Annotated in this window: 12 protein-coding genes; 5 read left to right on the forward strand and 7 right to left on the reverse strand. The window is 37.9% G+C overall.

Going from position 1 to position 14127, the window contains the following annotated elements; translation table 11 throughout:
• Positions 1–37 precede the first annotated feature (37 nt).
• Complete coding sequence (locus IL356_RS13550; RefSeq protein ID WP_121848110.1) at positions 38–2296, reverse strand: transglycosylase domain-containing protein; 2259 nt, start codon at positions 2294–2296, stop codon at positions 38–40.
• 107 nt (positions 2297–2403) lie between these two features.
• Between IL356_RS13550 and IL356_RS13555 the strand changes: the two genes are divergently transcribed.
• The gene (locus tag IL356_RS13555) at positions 2404–3174 is read left to right on the forward strand and encodes a S1/P1 nuclease (protein WP_121848111.1); all 771 of its coding nucleotides are present in this window, start codon (positions 2404–2406) and stop codon (positions 3172–3174) included.
• A gap of 247 nt (positions 3175–3421) precedes the next feature.
• On the opposite strand, the gene IL356_RS13560 is transcribed toward IL356_RS13555, so the two are convergent.
• Both IL356_RS13560 and IL356_RS13565 read right to left on the reverse strand, forming a co-directional pair.
• Positions 3422–4021 (reverse strand): alpha-ketoglutarate-dependent dioxygenase AlkB family protein, encoded by a 600-nt coding sequence (locus IL356_RS13560; protein WP_121848112.1) that lies wholly within the window; start codon positions 4019–4021, stop codon positions 3422–3424.
• A complete protein-coding gene (locus IL356_RS13565; protein WP_121848113.1) occupies positions 4021–4908 on the reverse strand; it encodes an AraC family transcriptional regulator in 888 nt (295 codons plus the stop codon). The genes IL356_RS13560 and IL356_RS13565 overlap by 1 nt, the downstream gene beginning before the upstream one ends.
• A 215-nt stretch (positions 4909–5123) precedes the next feature.
• Between IL356_RS13565 and IL356_RS13570 the strand changes: the two genes are divergently transcribed.
• Entirely contained in the window at positions 5124–5708 is a 585-nt protein-coding gene (locus IL356_RS13570) for a hypothetical protein (protein WP_162987823.1), read from the forward strand.
• Between the two features lie 82 nt (positions 5709–5790).
• Here the strand turns inward: IL356_RS13570 and IL356_RS13575 are convergent, their stop codons facing one another.
• The 3 genes from IL356_RS13575 to IL356_RS13585 form a co-directional block, all read right to left on the reverse strand.
• Entirely contained in the window at positions 5791–6153 is a 363-nt protein-coding gene (locus IL356_RS13575; protein WP_317125497.1) for a DoxX family protein, read from the reverse strand.
• 59 nt (positions 6154–6212) lie between these two features.
• Positions 6213–6845, reverse strand: coding sequence for an MOSC domain-containing protein (locus IL356_RS13580; RefSeq protein WP_121848115.1), 633 nt, complete (start codon positions 6843–6845; stop codon positions 6213–6215).
• 66 nt (positions 6846–6911) lie between these two features.
• The gene (locus tag IL356_RS13585) at positions 6912–7337 is read right to left on the reverse strand and encodes a hypothetical protein (RefSeq protein ID WP_121848116.1); all 426 of its coding nucleotides are present in this window, start codon (positions 7335–7337) and stop codon (positions 6912–6914) included.
• 787 nt (positions 7338–8124) lie between these two features.
• Here IL356_RS13585 and IL356_RS13590 point away from each other — a divergent pair.
• Both IL356_RS13590 and IL356_RS13595 read left to right on the forward strand, forming a co-directional pair.
• Positions 8125–9723, forward strand: a complete 1599-nt coding sequence (locus IL356_RS13590) for a solute:sodium symporter family transporter (RefSeq protein WP_121848117.1) — start codon at positions 8125–8127, stop codon at positions 9721–9723.
• Between the two features lie 74 nt (positions 9724–9797).
• The gene (locus IL356_RS13595) at positions 9798–10607 is read left to right on the forward strand and encodes an inositol oxygenase family protein (RefSeq protein ID WP_121848118.1); all 810 of its coding nucleotides are present in this window, start codon (positions 9798–9800) and stop codon (positions 10605–10607) included.
• 69 nt (positions 10608–10676) lie between these two features.
• On the opposite strand, the gene htpG is transcribed toward IL356_RS13595, so the two are convergent.
• Positions 10677–12566: a molecular chaperone HtpG gene (htpG, locus tag IL356_RS13600; protein WP_121848119.1), complete on the reverse strand. Its 1890-nt coding sequence runs from the start codon at positions 12564–12566 to the stop codon at positions 10677–10679.
• Between the two features lie 551 nt (positions 12567–13117).
• Here htpG and IL356_RS13605 point away from each other — a divergent pair.
• A complete protein-coding gene (locus tag IL356_RS13605; protein WP_121848120.1) occupies positions 13118–14125 on the forward strand; it encodes a 3-oxoacyl-ACP synthase III family protein in 1008 nt (335 codons plus the stop codon).
• Positions 14126–14127 lie beyond the last annotated feature (2 nt).

Below are 14127 nucleotides of genomic sequence, written 5' to 3' on the forward strand. Positions count from 1 at the left end.
AGATAAGCAAAGAGCAGCCCACAACCCAGTTATGATGTTAAGGGGTCGAGTTACCACTTTTAAATTTGCGTTTTCTCTTTTTGTCGGGATTTTTGAAAAGTCTTTTGAAGAAACCGTCTTTCTTGACAGGTTCGCAATCAAGCATATCAAGAACCATAGGGTCCGTTCGTTCAAACTGGGCTTGGGTTATTTCATTATACGAAGGGTGCTGGTTCATTTCTTGCATCAATTTAGCAAATATCGGAAGAGCGGCATTGGCACCCTGCCCGAGTTGCGTACTTCTGAAGCCTATTTCATGATTATCAAGACCCACCCATGTTACATGTACCAATTTTGGTGTCAAAGCAACGAACCAAGCATCTTTATTGTTTTGGGTAGTGCCCGTTTTACCTGCGATGGCATTATTCAGTTTATAGGTGCTTCGTAGACGGGAGGCCGTACCTTTGTCAATGGTCGATTTCATCATTTCTACCATTATCTGTCTGGTCTGTTCAGAGTAGGCCGGTTCAACCGCTCTTTTAGGCTCAAATTCGACAAGAACAGAATCTTTTTTATCGGCAATTGTTCTAATGAAATAGGGCAATACGGCTCTACCTTTATTTAAATAGCTTGCGTAGGCCCCGGCCAATTCGTTTAAGTATATTTCACCTGTTCCCAAAGCCACCGATGGCTGATTGGGCAATTCAGTAAAAATACCCATGTTTTTTGCCATGGTGAGCACATTGTTGATTCCGGTTTCTTCAAGCACTTTTACGGCAACCGTATTGACGGAATTGCTCAAAGCCTCTTCCATAGAATAATTAAGGTAGGTCTCATCTTTATCGCCTGAGTTACTGGGCGACCATCCTTTTAGATTTTCATATTCGACCTCTTCCGCAGAAAAATAGGTGCAGGGTTCTATACCGACCTCCAGTGCCGCGGTATAAACAAACGGTTTAAAGGTCGACCCTACTTGCCTTTTACTTTGGGCCACATGGTCATATTTAAAATGCTCGAAGTCTACACCTCCAATCCAAGTTTTAACGGCACCTGAGTGAGGGTCTAATGACAATGAACCGGTATTTAAGAATTTCATATAATGAGTGAGGCTATCAATAGAACTTGCATCAACAGTTTTTTCTTCTTCCCAATCGACTAGAACCATTTTCTTCTTTTGGCTCAACGAATCCCAAATCTGTTGCTCCTCAATACCTTGCGATTTTAATTTTTTATAGATAGATGATTGTTTGACCAACTTATCTACCAACTTCTTATTTTTCACCCAAGGTGCATTCTCACCGTAACTTTTCTCAAAGCTGGCCTGTAATGATTTCATATGCTCTCTCATAGCCGCTTCCGCCCAGTATTGCATATTGTAATCTAGCGTAGTGTAAATTTTCAGCCCGGATGTATAAATGTTGTATTCATTGCCATCTTCTTTCTGTTCTTGTGTCCATTTCAACATTTTCTTTCGTACCTCTTCACGAAAGTAGGGGGCAAGACCCTCATTATTATCGTATTCTTTATAGTTCAAAAGAAGGGGTAGGGTGGCCAAGCTATCACGCTCTGCATCTTCTATGAAATTGTTATGGGCCATAGCGGTAAGTACCAGATTACGCCTTGAAAGACTTTTTTCAGGAAAAACCCTTGGATTGTAACCATAGGTTGCTTTTAACATGCCCACAAGAGTTGCGGCTTCTTCTAATTGTAAATCTTTTGCCTTCTTATTGAAGAATTTTAAAGCAGCGCTTTCAATACCAAAAGTGTTATCCCCGAAAGAGACCGTATTTAAATAATGGGTAAGAATTTCATCTTTGCTAAAAATATCTTCGAGCCTGGAAGCAATAATCATTTCTTTCACCTTATCGACTACGATGTTGGTATTGACCCTATCTCGCCTGGGATACAGATTTTTTGCCAATTGTTGGGTGATGGTACTACCGCCACCTGAAGATTGGTCTTGCATTAAAATTGTTTTGAGAGCTACTCTTCCTAGACTTTGATAGTCGATACCTGAATGCTCATAGAAGCGTTCATCTTCTATAGCCACCAAGGCTTTTAAAAGATCCTCAGGAATATCTTTAAATGTAATAGGTTGTCGATCGTACAGATAATATTTGCCGATGAGAATACTATCTGCGGTATAAACTTCAGATGCTCTTTGATACTGGAAGTCGGAAAGGTCTTCTTCTTTAGGAATTTTTCCCCAAAGCCCCCAACGAATACTTGAGATAAATAAGACGAAGAAACCCAACAAGCCGATACAGGCGATTATACCCCATCTGAGATATTTATTCTGAATTTTATTTAGTATCAAGGTGATTGTTTTAAGGTTGCAATATCAAATTTAAATATGAAATCGATGTGTTTCTTAACAATAGATTTAATCTCATTAGCTACTTTTGAACACAAATTTTTAGAAAAATGAGACTATTGGTATTACTATTTCTAATTGGGCAAATAGGATTTGCAACCGAGGGTGAATGGTCAAAAACGGGGCATAGGGCCGTCGGTGAAATTGCCCAAGAGCATCTGAGCAGAAAGGCTCAAAAAGCGATAGAAAGATTAATGAACGGTGAAACTTTGGCTTCAATGGCCAATTTCGGTGATGAAATTAAATCAGATACCGCCTATCGAAAATTCGGGCCATGGCATTATGTGAACATTCCTTCCGATAAAAGGTATAAAGATATAGAGCCCAGTGAACGTGGTGATTTGGTAACAGGCATTAATAAATGTATCGAGGTTTTGGAAGATGCAAAAAGCAATCTGGCTGATAAAAGATTTTATCTGAAAATGTTGGTACACTTAGTTGGAGACTTGCATCAACCCCTACACGTAGGTAGGGCAGAAGATAAGGGAGGTAATGATATTCAATTGCGTTGGTTTGATGAAGGCACCAACCTGCACCGCGTTTGGGATGGGCATATGATCGATGATTATAAAATGAGTTATTCAGAACTTTCTAAGACCATGCCCCGTCTAACAAAACAGGAAATAAAGAGTATTCAGAACGGTAATCTTTTAAACTGGGTTGATGAAACCCAAGATTTGGCCAATGAAGTATATGATTCGGTCGAAGTGGGCGAAAAGCTTTTTTACAGGTATAGTTATGATTGGTGGCCGACCGTTGAGCAGCAATTACAAAAAGGAGGTTTGCGTCTAGCCAAAGTTTTAAATGATATTTTCGGATAAGAACCTATAGGGAATTTTTCTCAATTCCTGTTCACCTTACTTTTTGGCAATTACGCAACAAATAATCCATAAAAGCTATTAAGTCAACGATTTGAGATACTTTGGTACAGCTTTTGGAGTTATATTAAGGTTGGAAGTAAGGTATGAGGACATTAGTTGACTGCCCACCAGCTAAAGGCAGTACCGAACTTCGAAAAAGATATGGGTAACAGAAAATCGACCACTTAATTTAAGGTGGTCGATTTTTTTATTGAATGACCCTAAAGGTCAAATTAATGCGCTCTTTAACCAATCTCGAGGTCTTAGGTATTTGATGTAGCCAATTCTTTTGAGTATCACCGGACATGATTAGCAGGCTACCATGTTCCAATAAAAGTTTATACCGTTCCGATACTAGTTTTCTATGCTTTAAATGAAAGAAACGCTCTTGACCAAAAGACAAAGAGGCAATTATCGGTCGAGACCCTAATTCTTTTTCGTTATCGGCATGCCAACCATTACTATCTTTTCCATTTCTATAGAGATTGAGCAGACAAGTGGTGAAATGGGTATTACATTTAATATCGACCAACTTTTTCAAATCTATCAACAAAGGGGTAAACGAGTGTGGTTGCATCGTTAGGTTTGAATAGCTATAGGGTTTACCATTGTTGCCATACAGAGATGTTAATCTGGGCTGAAGGTATTCCTTACCAAATACTTTAATAGTATCTTGTTGCCAACGTGTTTGTGATAGCAACTCTTCAAATACAACCCAAGCCTCATTATGGGAAATGAAGTTGGGAAAATAGCTTATCTCACTATCGATTAAATGTAATCTGCCATTGATCGGGCCGATCCGATGCATTACTGCAAAACATTTTTCAATTCGTTTCGGTATTCAGAAGGGTTTTGACCCGTGAAAGCTTTGAACTGTTTATTAAAGTGAGAAAAATTATTGAAACCACTCTCCATACAAACTTCCGTAATACTCATAGGCTGTTCCGCTAAAAGCTTAGAAGCATGTACCAAGCGATATTCGTTGACAAATTGAACGAACGTTTTGTTGGTAATCTTTTTAAAATACCGACAGAAAGAAGGTACGGTCATACTGACCAAGCCTGCAATTTCGTCAAGGGTTATTTCTTCTTTGAAATTAGCTTTCACATGGTTGAAGACTATATTGATTCTATCATTATCCTTTACTTCGGTTTCCATTGAGAAGCCTTCCGCATTTAGAATCTTAAAATCTTTTGATATGGCCAGTTCATTTAAGATGTTCAAAATGGATAGTAATCGTTGGAAATCGGTTTGATATTCAAGAATTAAAAGTTTCTCGCCCAGCTTTCTCTTCGTCTTGCCTGAAAACGCTATTCCGCCCTTGGCAATCTCAAAAAGGTTCTGGATATTTTTCATTTCAGGAATTTTGAAAAAATCATTTCCTAAAAAATCTTGTTTCATCTGTATAACGGTTTCACATTCATTGCCCGTTAATTTATCCGTAAAGCCGCAATGGGGCAGATTACTTCCTATTAAAATAAGGTCGCCGTTTGAATAATAGGAAACATGACTGCCTATCTGGCGCTTACCTGAACCACCGTGTACATGTACCAATTCTATTTCTGGGTGGTAATGCCATACACTTTGTTTGTTGTTTTTGGTGGCATCAAACTTTTGATAGGTATAGGAATGACCAAAACTGGGCTCTATGGCCTCAAAAGCAGGTTTTTGAGTAAGGGGGAATTTGTTCTCCATATTACAAAATTAATACAGCTTAAAAACGCTTTTCTTTGCAAAATTAACCAAATAATGTTCAAAATTACCTTTTACCGATAAAAGGTTGCTACCCGATGTTAAAATAGCACATAAATTGGAAAAACCAGTAGTAGTGAGGTCTGGCATTCGGTACTAAGTTTGTACCAGATTATTAACCAAACCTGTTGCAAGACGGGCTTATAAAACAAAATGTCATGAAAAAAGTAGCAAGAACAGCAGCAATGATCGCCCTTATGTTCGGAACAATGACAGCTTCGGCCAACGAAGGGAAACTTAGCCTTATCACTAATGAAAATGCAAAAAGCGTGGTTTTTGAACTGGAAACTGAAGCCGGTAAAACAACCATCAAACTTTTAGATAATGAGAGCAACGTCATCTATTATGAGAACGTAGACAAAAAAGCGTATGCCAAAAAATTCGATTTACAGAATTTAAAAGATGGCCAATACTTTTTTACTACTGATGATGCTCTTAGAACAGTAGTTTACACTATAAACGTTAAAGGTTCCAATGTTTCTATCGTAGATACAAAAGAAGAAACAAAACCTGTCTTTAGAGTAAAAGACGATGTGGTTTATTTTAACCACCTAAACCTTGACAAGAACGATGTAAACGTCGATGTCTTTGATAGCAGTAACCGTTTGGTTTTTTCACAGGAGTGGAAAGATACCATGGTGGTTGAAAAAGTAATGAACTTTAAGACAGCTTACAAAGATGCTTACACTGTAGTAGTTACCGATGGTAAGAAAGCCTACTACGAGACCATAAACATAAAATAGTTGTTAAAAATAGTAGTTTAAGTTGAGTTGAGTTAAAAGTCCTGCGGGTTGCAAACCGCAGGGCTTTTTAATTGGTACCTATTCAGTGTATATAATAACAGGCCCAAAAAATCAAAAGTAACTGCAAGGGTATTCGTGCAAATAAAGCCCATTTTGGCAGGCCCATACCAGCTCTTTTATTGTTCAGCATATGAAAATGAACGGGGAGAAAAAAAGTAAGCATCAAAATTATGCAGTATAGGGCAGCCGTTTTGAGGGAGTCAAAATAAAGGGCAATACCCAAAACAACTTCGGCGATACCACTGATTACCACTAAAGCCTTGTGCCCGGGAATATAGGGCGGCATAATTCTCAGATACATTTTCGGCTTAACAAAGTGTAGAATGCCGGCAGCTATGTAAATGAGGGACATTACATAAAAGTGCCAAGGTTCGTTCAAATTCATATGTGCTATCTAAAATTTCTTTCCCAACATTAAAATCTGGCTGTGAAAGGGATTAGAAATTACAGATATTTTTTGAATTTTTCTTTCTTGTATTGCGGTACGGCATCGTTGTTCATAAATAAATACAGTAATTCTTTAGATTTTTCTTTGCTGTAGAGCAAGTTATGAAAGTGGGTAATGCTAAATTCATTGGAAGACTCGTTTATCAATTCCATTTCATCACCTTTGTTGACATGACCTTCTTCTATGACCCTGAGGTAAGAGCCTGGTCGAACCCTATCGATAAATTTTTTCAAAATACCTTGATCTTGAAAACGCACTCCTAGTTTATAGCATGGTTCTCTAGGTTGGGATACTTGAACAAGAGCGGAACCAATTTTGTAAATATTGCCAACTCTTAAGGTATTCTCGTCTAAACCTTCAATAGTTAGATTTTCACCGAACATGCCCCAGTCCCAATCCAAATCAGGGTAAATCTCTTTCCAATAAGCGTATTCGTCCGCTGAAAATATATAACATGCTTTGTTCGAGCCACCATGGTGAACCCTATCAATAATGGTATCGTTCGAAACGATTTCCTTTTTAAGGTCCAGGCCTTCATTAAGAGGATACTTAAAGATGCCAGTTTGTTCTGTTTTCCCATTCCAACTAATGGTTTGGGGCTTACCTATATTTGTAGAGATTATTTTCATGCCCAAAAATAAGAAATGAACAACAGCTTTTACAAAATAAGCTGAGGTAGGGCAGAATCTTATGAATTATTTACTCTTGTAGATGGATTTTATATCACAGTCTAAAGCCAATATCATTGATTTAAACTCCATTATATGAAAATAGATGGGGCTCTCACCTATATTTTCTAAATCTTGAATAACTTTATTCTTGGCTGGAGGTACGAAACGGGTATCATTTTCCTGAAACCTATAGAGATAGATACTGCCATCAGAAAAACGGGATACAGCTAAACCTTCGCACATAGAGGTTACGGTGTAACTATTGCTTATTCTTCTAAACCCCATTCTTTCATTGGGCTGAAGAAAAATTTCCCATACTTTTAAAGCTTTGTTCTCAAAAAGTAGCTTTTGACCTAAGCTATTCGATACCTGATTACGTTCAAGTTCACTTAATTTAGAAGCTTCCCATGGGGCAAAGTTTCCGACCGGGTTCAATTCTTGATATATCATTTGACCAACACTTACTTTTGATTTCTAAAATGTCTATGGAATACGTAACCAGTGGTAAGAATCAAAGCTGGCAGTATCACGAGGTCGTATCTCATTAAAGGGGCTGCTTTCTGCACATTGCCGCAATTGAGATTAAATTCCCAGATGAGGAATAAGCTCCAGATTATTATTAAGAACAGTACCGATTCCTTGCTAAACATTGAATTGAAATTATAATTAAAAACTTAATTAATTTGTAGTCTAAATATTACAATTTATAACGTCAAATTTCATAATATTCTTGTATAAAATCAATACGTAAAGAACTTAGATTTGGATTAAATATCAGATTTTTAAATACTTATGGGGTTGAAAACGATTTCGTTAGTGATAAGCAGGTCGTTTTTTATCGAGTTGTTAATTTTTGGTATTAAATACTCCAAATTTTTATCAAATTCTTACCGAGGGTTTCTAGTCAATTAGCTGTAATGTGTTAATCAATAAATCAATTGATATAATTGCCAAAATTTCTCTTTCTCATATACTGTTTCTCTTTATGATGAATTTATGAAATATAGCCCTTCTTTTTTATGATAATTATCACATTTCGGCATTACTATGTAATTATTTAATTTCTCTCCTTTTTTTAATTGGCAGGGTTGCTGCAATTTCCGATTCTATAAAAATTTCACACTCAAAAGAATAGCTTTCTCAACATACTTTTCCTTAAATGATTTTAATCAATAGATAGTTGTGGTACGTTTTGGTTGAAATAAAATGTTAAGAAAAATTATATACATTTATCGCTATGGCTTTACTAACTTTTTTACTATTTACCGGATTTGTTGCATTTTACGCAACATGGAAACTTAGACGCGATAAACTTGATACCCAAGACGGATATTTTTTAGGGGGCAGGTCGCTTACTGGAATTGTTATCGCCGGATCTCTTCTTTTAACCAATATTTCTACCGAACATCTTGTAGGGCTGAATGGTTCGGCTTATAGAAACGGAGCAATCATTATCGCTTGGGAGGTTACTTCGGCTGTAGCATTGGTAGTGGCGGCACTTTATTTCGCACCACGCTACTTGAAAATGGGTTTGACCACAATACCACAATTTCTGGAGAATAGATTCGATGGCTTGACCAGAACCCTGATAGCGGTACTACTTATATTTTCATTTGTCGCAACATTGCTTCCGATAGTGCTGTATACCGGCGCTCTGAACATTGAGGCCATTTTTGAAATATCAGATTTATTGAATGTAACCCAACAACAAGGTATTTGGGTTACGATACTTATAGTTGGCTCTATAGGTGCCGTTTACGCAATTTTCGGTGGACTAAAAATGGTTGCCTATACCGATACCATCAATGGGTTCGGACTTCTTGTGGCAGGTCTTTTGGTTCCGATATTGGCGCTTTTGAGTATAGGTGATGGAAACTTGTTTGAAGGTTTCGGAATGGTATTCGAAAATAGTCCCGAGAAATTTAATGTTGTCAGTGATGAACCTGGAGTGGGTGAGGGGGCCCGAACGGCCATATTACCTTTCGAAGTTTTATTCACCGGTTTTATGTTGAACCAAATTTATTTTTGGTGTATGCACCAGTCAATAATTCAACGTGTTCTTGGTGCTGTTAGTTTAAAGGAAGCTCAAAAAGGTCTTTTGTTTACGGGCATACTTAAAATACTGGTACCATTGGTTGTGGTTTTACCAGGTTTGATCGGCTTTTATTATTTTGGAGATAGTCTTTATGACAACCCTGATAGTGTGTACCCCCTATTGGTAAAAAAGGTTTTACCTCTATGGTTAACGGGATTTTTTGTGGCGGTGATGATGGGTGCTATACTCAGTACGTTTAACAGTGCCTTGAACAGTGCAGCCACCTTATTCAGTTTAGGTATCTATAAAAGATACATTAATAAGAACACCAGTGACCATAAACTCGTTTCGATAGGTAAATGGACATCGGCATTGCTCGCAATTTTTGCTATCGGTATAGCACCATTTGTAGCTAAAGCCCCCGAGGGTCTATATCAGTTGCTGCAACAGTTGAACGGAATTTTCTTCATACCGATTGCCAGTGTTATTATTGCCGGTTTTCTTTTCCCGCGGGTTTCTGCCGGGGGTGCTAAAATCGGTCTTCTCTTCGGCTTGGTATTTTACGTTCTTGTCGATTATATTTTTGAGGTGCAGCTTCACTTTGTTCATATCTGGGGTATTGAATTCGTATTGAACATTTTGGTGATGCATATAGCCTCCGCTCTAATGAAGAAAGAAGAAAGATTTGTAATGCAAGATGCAAAAGTTTTGGATTTGAAACCCTGGAAGTATGCGAAGCACTTTAGTGTGGCCCTGATTTCATGCGCAATAATTTTGTACATTGTACTTGGAAATGTGTGAATGAACGCGTTATCCCGTTTTTTGATGTTCACATCTGAAAAACGACTTAAACTCATTTAATAGAAACTACAGTAATGGAGAAAACATTTAGAAACTACGAGGCCGTAGATGTGAAAGCGGCTGTCAAAGAGCATTATCGAAAAATGCGTAAAAACCAGACGGTCGAATACGTTCGTAGTATGCATGACAAATATTTGAATTTCGATAAGCCAATGCCTTTGTTCGAGGCCATGGCCCACTTAAATAAACTTATTGACGTAAGTGACCCAGATCTTGATTTGCCAAACGTGCAGCATTTGATTCAGAGTGCGGAAGCTATTCGTGAAGACAACCGCCCAGATTGGATGCAGTTAACGGGGCTTATTCATGATTTGGGCAAGGTAATGTTTATGTGGGGTAGTGATGAAGATGGTACTAGTCAAGACGAGCAGTGGGGTACAGTTGGTGATGTTTTTGTAGTAGGTTGTGCGCTACCGGATAGCTGTGTGTATCCTGAGTTCAACAAATTGAATCCTGATATGCAAGACCCTCGCTACAATACAACCACAGGTATTTATGAAGAAGGATGCGGTCTTGATAATTTAACCTTGGCTTGGGGTCATGATGAATATCTTTATAGGGTATTGGCCAATCATAAAGAAAATAAATTACCCCCTGAGGCCATGGTAATGATAAGATATCATTCTTTTTACCCTTGGCATTCCGGCGGAAGCTATAAAGAATTATTGAATGATAAAGATGAGGAGTATCTACAGATTATTAAAGATTTCAACCGATACGACCTTTACACCAAATCGCAAAAGATTTATGATTTGGAAGATGTTATTGACTATTACAAGCCAATTGCCGATAAGTATTTGGGTACAGGCCCGATTTATTGGTAATAGCCGGTTTCCTTCAAATAAAAAAAGCTCTGATTAATCAGAGCTTTTTTTATACTTATCGGTAAAATGTTATTTCACCATTTCATAACTTCTCTTAATAAACTCGGTAAGTTCTTCACCTTTTAAAAGACCTTTTGAAAGTTTGGCCAAATCGATGGATTGATTGATTAGGCGTTCTTTCTTTTTGGCAGTCTTCGTATTCAATATTTCGCCTACCAATTCATGGTTGGTATTGACGATAATATTATACATGTCAGGCATATTGCCCATACCGAACATACCACCGCCACCGGTCTGCTGCATTTCTTTCATTCTTCTCATGAATTCAGGTTCGGTAATGATGAACGGAGAGGCAGTACTATCCATGGCTTCAAGCTGAACCGTATAGCTCTTATCATCGATAACTTCTTCAAGGCTTACCTTCAATTTTTCTTTCTCCTCATCGGACAATTTTGATATTTGGGTTTCTTCCTTTTTAATCAGATTATCGATATGGTCGGCATCTACTCGGGCAAATGAGATTTTTTCTTTCGAAGTCTCCAGTTTTTGCATTAGGTGACCGATAATAGGCGAGTCTAACAATAAAACTTCATAATTTTTGGCCTTTGCAGCTTGAATATAGCTGTGTTGCGATTGTTTGTCAGAAGCGTATAGAATAACCAATTTGTCATCTTTGTCCGTCTGATTGGCTTTGATTTTTTCTTGAAGTTCTTCAAAAGTATAGTAAGCGCCATCAACGGTTGGGTAAAGAGCAAATTTATCAGCTTTCTCAAAGAATTTTTCTTCGGACAGCATTCCGTATTCGATAACGATTTTAATATCGTTCCATTTTTTCTCAAAGTCTTCACGATTGTTTTTGAACAAAGAGTTCAATTTATCCGCTACTTTTCGGGTTATGTAAGAAGAAATCTTCTTGACCGCTCCATCCGCCTGTAAATAAGAACGTGAAACGTTCAACGGAATATCCGGAGAGTCGATAACACCACGTAACATGGTCAAAAACTCAGGAACGATGCCTTCTACATTATCGGTAACGAAAACTTGGTTTTGATAAAGTTGAATTTTATCTTTTTGTATGTTCAGGTCGTTAGTCAACTTCGGGAAGTAGAGAATACCGGTAAGGTTGAAAGGATAATCAACATTTAAATGTATGTGAAATAAGGGCTCTTCAAACTGCATTGGGTAGAGCTCTCGGTAGAATTCTTTATAATCCTTGTCTTCTAAATCGGTAGGTTGCTTCGTCCATGCCGGGTTAGGGTTGTTCACAAAATTATCGACCTCTTGTGTAGGTGCAGGATCATCTTCCTTCGCATCTTCGGGCTTAGGAAGTGTTTCCGTTCTAGTTCCGAACTTAATCGGAATAGGCATGAATTTGTTGTACTTTCTTAAAAGCTCGCTTATGCGGTTCTCTTCTAAGAACTCGGTAGAATCTTCTGCAATGTGAAGAATGATTTCTGTTCCACGTTCTTCTTTTTCGGCAGGCTCAAGATTGAATTCAGGTGAACCATCGCATGACCAGTGAACGGCTTGGGTGTCTTCTTTAAAGCTTTTTGTAATGATTTCCACCTTATGGGCGACCATAAAGGCAGAATAGAAGCCAAGTCCGAAATGTCCTATGATACCTGCATCTTTCGCACCATCTTCATATTTGTTGAGAAATTCTTCCGCTCCGGAAAAAGCAACTTCATTGATATATTTTTCGACCTCTTCTTGGGTCATACCTATACCTTGGTCGGTAATATGTATTTTCTTCCCTTCTTTATCGATTTTGACTTCGATAATAGGGGTGCCATACTCCACTTTTGCCTCACCAATTGCGGTCAGATGCTTAAGTTTTAAGGTTGCATCCGTAGCATTGGAAATGAGCTCTCTTAAAAATATTTCATGATCGCTGTACAAGAACTTTTTGATCAGCGGAAATATGTTATCAACCGAAACATTGATTTTACCTGTTGCCATAATACATTATTTTGACTCTGTGATTCTTTATAAATTAAAACTTGAATACCTTACAAGGTTGCAAGCATTTTGTTGCGTGTCACGATAATTTCAAAAAAAATACCAGAGTAATATAGAATGACAAACTGACACTATTCCGTTGAGCATTTATGACAAGAATAAATTAACATTTAAATTTGTTTAATAAATTTTATTATTTATTAAACAAAATGTATATTTGAGAGTGGATAGGAAAGATTGCTATGAAAAAGACCTTTACTATTGCCACATTCTGATTTTATTGGTTAGGTTGTTTGAGAACGTGCCCTCAAAAAGGGCACGTTTTTGATTGTAGCATTTCAAAAATTAAATTTCAACCTCTTAGCCTCAACCGACAGATAATTGTATTAAGCACATGCGGCTTATATTAAATCACTACCTTAGAATATGTCTAATTTTCTCTCTATAAAAAGATTCTTCTATTTTTGACATCTTAATTTTAGGCTTCCCTTCGATTAGATGGCTATTGAAGTTGAATAAACAACAAGAAGCTTAACTCAAAAACTTATACTATGTACAATTCAAAGATTATTGGGCTTGGGCACTACGTACCCGATAATGTAGTGAGTAACCATGATTTGTCAAAGGTAATGGATACCAGTGACGAGTGGATCCAAGAGCGTACCGGTATCAAAGAAAGAAGACACGTTATACCTGATCAAGATACTACCACGAGTATGGGGGTCAAGGCTGCTAGAATAGCCATTGAAAGGGCAGGTATTGAGAAAGATGACATCGATTTTATAGTCTTTGCTACCCTGAGTCCCGATTATTACTTTCCTGGTCCCGGGGTTTTGGTTCAGCGAGATTTGGGCATAAAAACAGTGGGAGCACTTGATGTTCGTAACCAATGTTCAGGTTTTATATATGCCATTTCTGTGGCCGATCAGTATATTAAAAGTGGCATGTACAAAAATGTATTGGTGATTGGATCAGAATTACATTCTAGAGGTTTGGACATGACCACCAGAGGGCGCTCGGTTTCGGTGATTTTTGGCGATGGGGCCGGTGCTGCAGTATTGACCCGTGAAGATAATAACTCAAAAGGAATTTTATCTACCCATCTTCATTCAGAAGGTCAACATGCCGAAGAGCTTTCTTTGATAGCCCCTGGCATGGGCAAAAGGTGGGTAACCGATATTATTGAGGAGAATAATCCCGACGATGAATCTTACTTCCCATATATGAACGGGCAATTTGTTTTTAAAAACGCAGTGGTTCGTTTTAGTGAGGTTATCATTGAAGGGTTAAAAGCCAATAATCTCGAAGCAGATAATATTGATTTATTGGTGCCCCATCAGGCAAATTTGAGAATTTCCCAATTTATTCAAAACAAATTTGGTCTATCTGACGACCAAGTGTTCAATAATATCATGAAATACGGCAATACTACTGCCGCTTCGATACCCATAGCTTTGACCGAAGCATGGGAGAGCAACAAAGTTAAAGACGGTGATTTAGTGGTTTTGGCCGCTTTTGGTAGTGGCTTTACTTGGGGCAGTGCCATTATTCGCTGGTAATC

It is taken from the genome of Euzebyella marina (assembly GCF_014855515.1).
GTDB classification, from domain to species: domain Bacteria; phylum Bacteroidota; class Bacteroidia; order Flavobacteriales; family Flavobacteriaceae; genus Euzebyella; species Euzebyella marina.

Bases quoted from the DNA above. Each gene is read 5' to 3' on its own strand.
- IL356_RS13575 (WP_317125497.1), bottom strand. From the start codon at position 6,153: ATGAATTTGAACGAACCTTGGCACTTTTATGTAATGTCCCTCATTTAC.
- htpG (WP_121848119.1), bottom strand. From the start codon at position 12,566: ATGGCAACAGGTAAAATCAATGTTTCGGTTGATAACATATTTCCGCTG.
- IL356_RS13590 (WP_121848117.1), top strand. From the start codon at position 8,125: ATGGCTTTACTAACTTTTTTACTATTTACCGGATTTGTTGCATTTTAC.
- IL356_RS13570 (WP_162987823.1), top strand. From the start codon at position 5,124: ATGAAAAAAGTAGCAAGAACAGCAGCAATGATCGCCCTTATGTTCGGA.
- IL356_RS13555 (WP_121848111.1), top strand. From the start codon at position 2,404: ATGAGACTATTGGTATTACTATTTCTAATTGGGCAAATAGGATTTGCA.
- IL356_RS13565 (WP_121848113.1), bottom strand. From the start codon at position 4,908: ATGGAGAACAAATTCCCCCTTACTCAAAAACCTGCTTTTGAGGCCATA.
- IL356_RS13605 (WP_121848120.1), top strand. From the start codon at position 13,118: ATGTACAATTCAAAGATTATTGGGCTTGGGCACTACGTACCCGATAAT.
- IL356_RS13595 (WP_121848118.1), top strand. From the start codon at position 9,798: ATGGAGAAAACATTTAGAAACTACGAGGCCGTAGATGTGAAAGCGGCT.
- IL356_RS13585 (WP_121848116.1), bottom strand. From the start codon at position 7,337: ATGATATATCAAGAATTGAACCCGGTCGGAAACTTTGCCCCATGGGAA.
- IL356_RS13560 (WP_121848112.1), bottom strand. From the start codon at position 4,021: ATGCATCGGATCGGCCCGATCAATGGCAGATTACATTTAATCGATAGT.
- IL356_RS13580 (WP_121848115.1), bottom strand. From the start codon at position 6,845: ATGAAAATAATCTCTACAAATATAGGTAAGCCCCAAACCATTAGTTGG.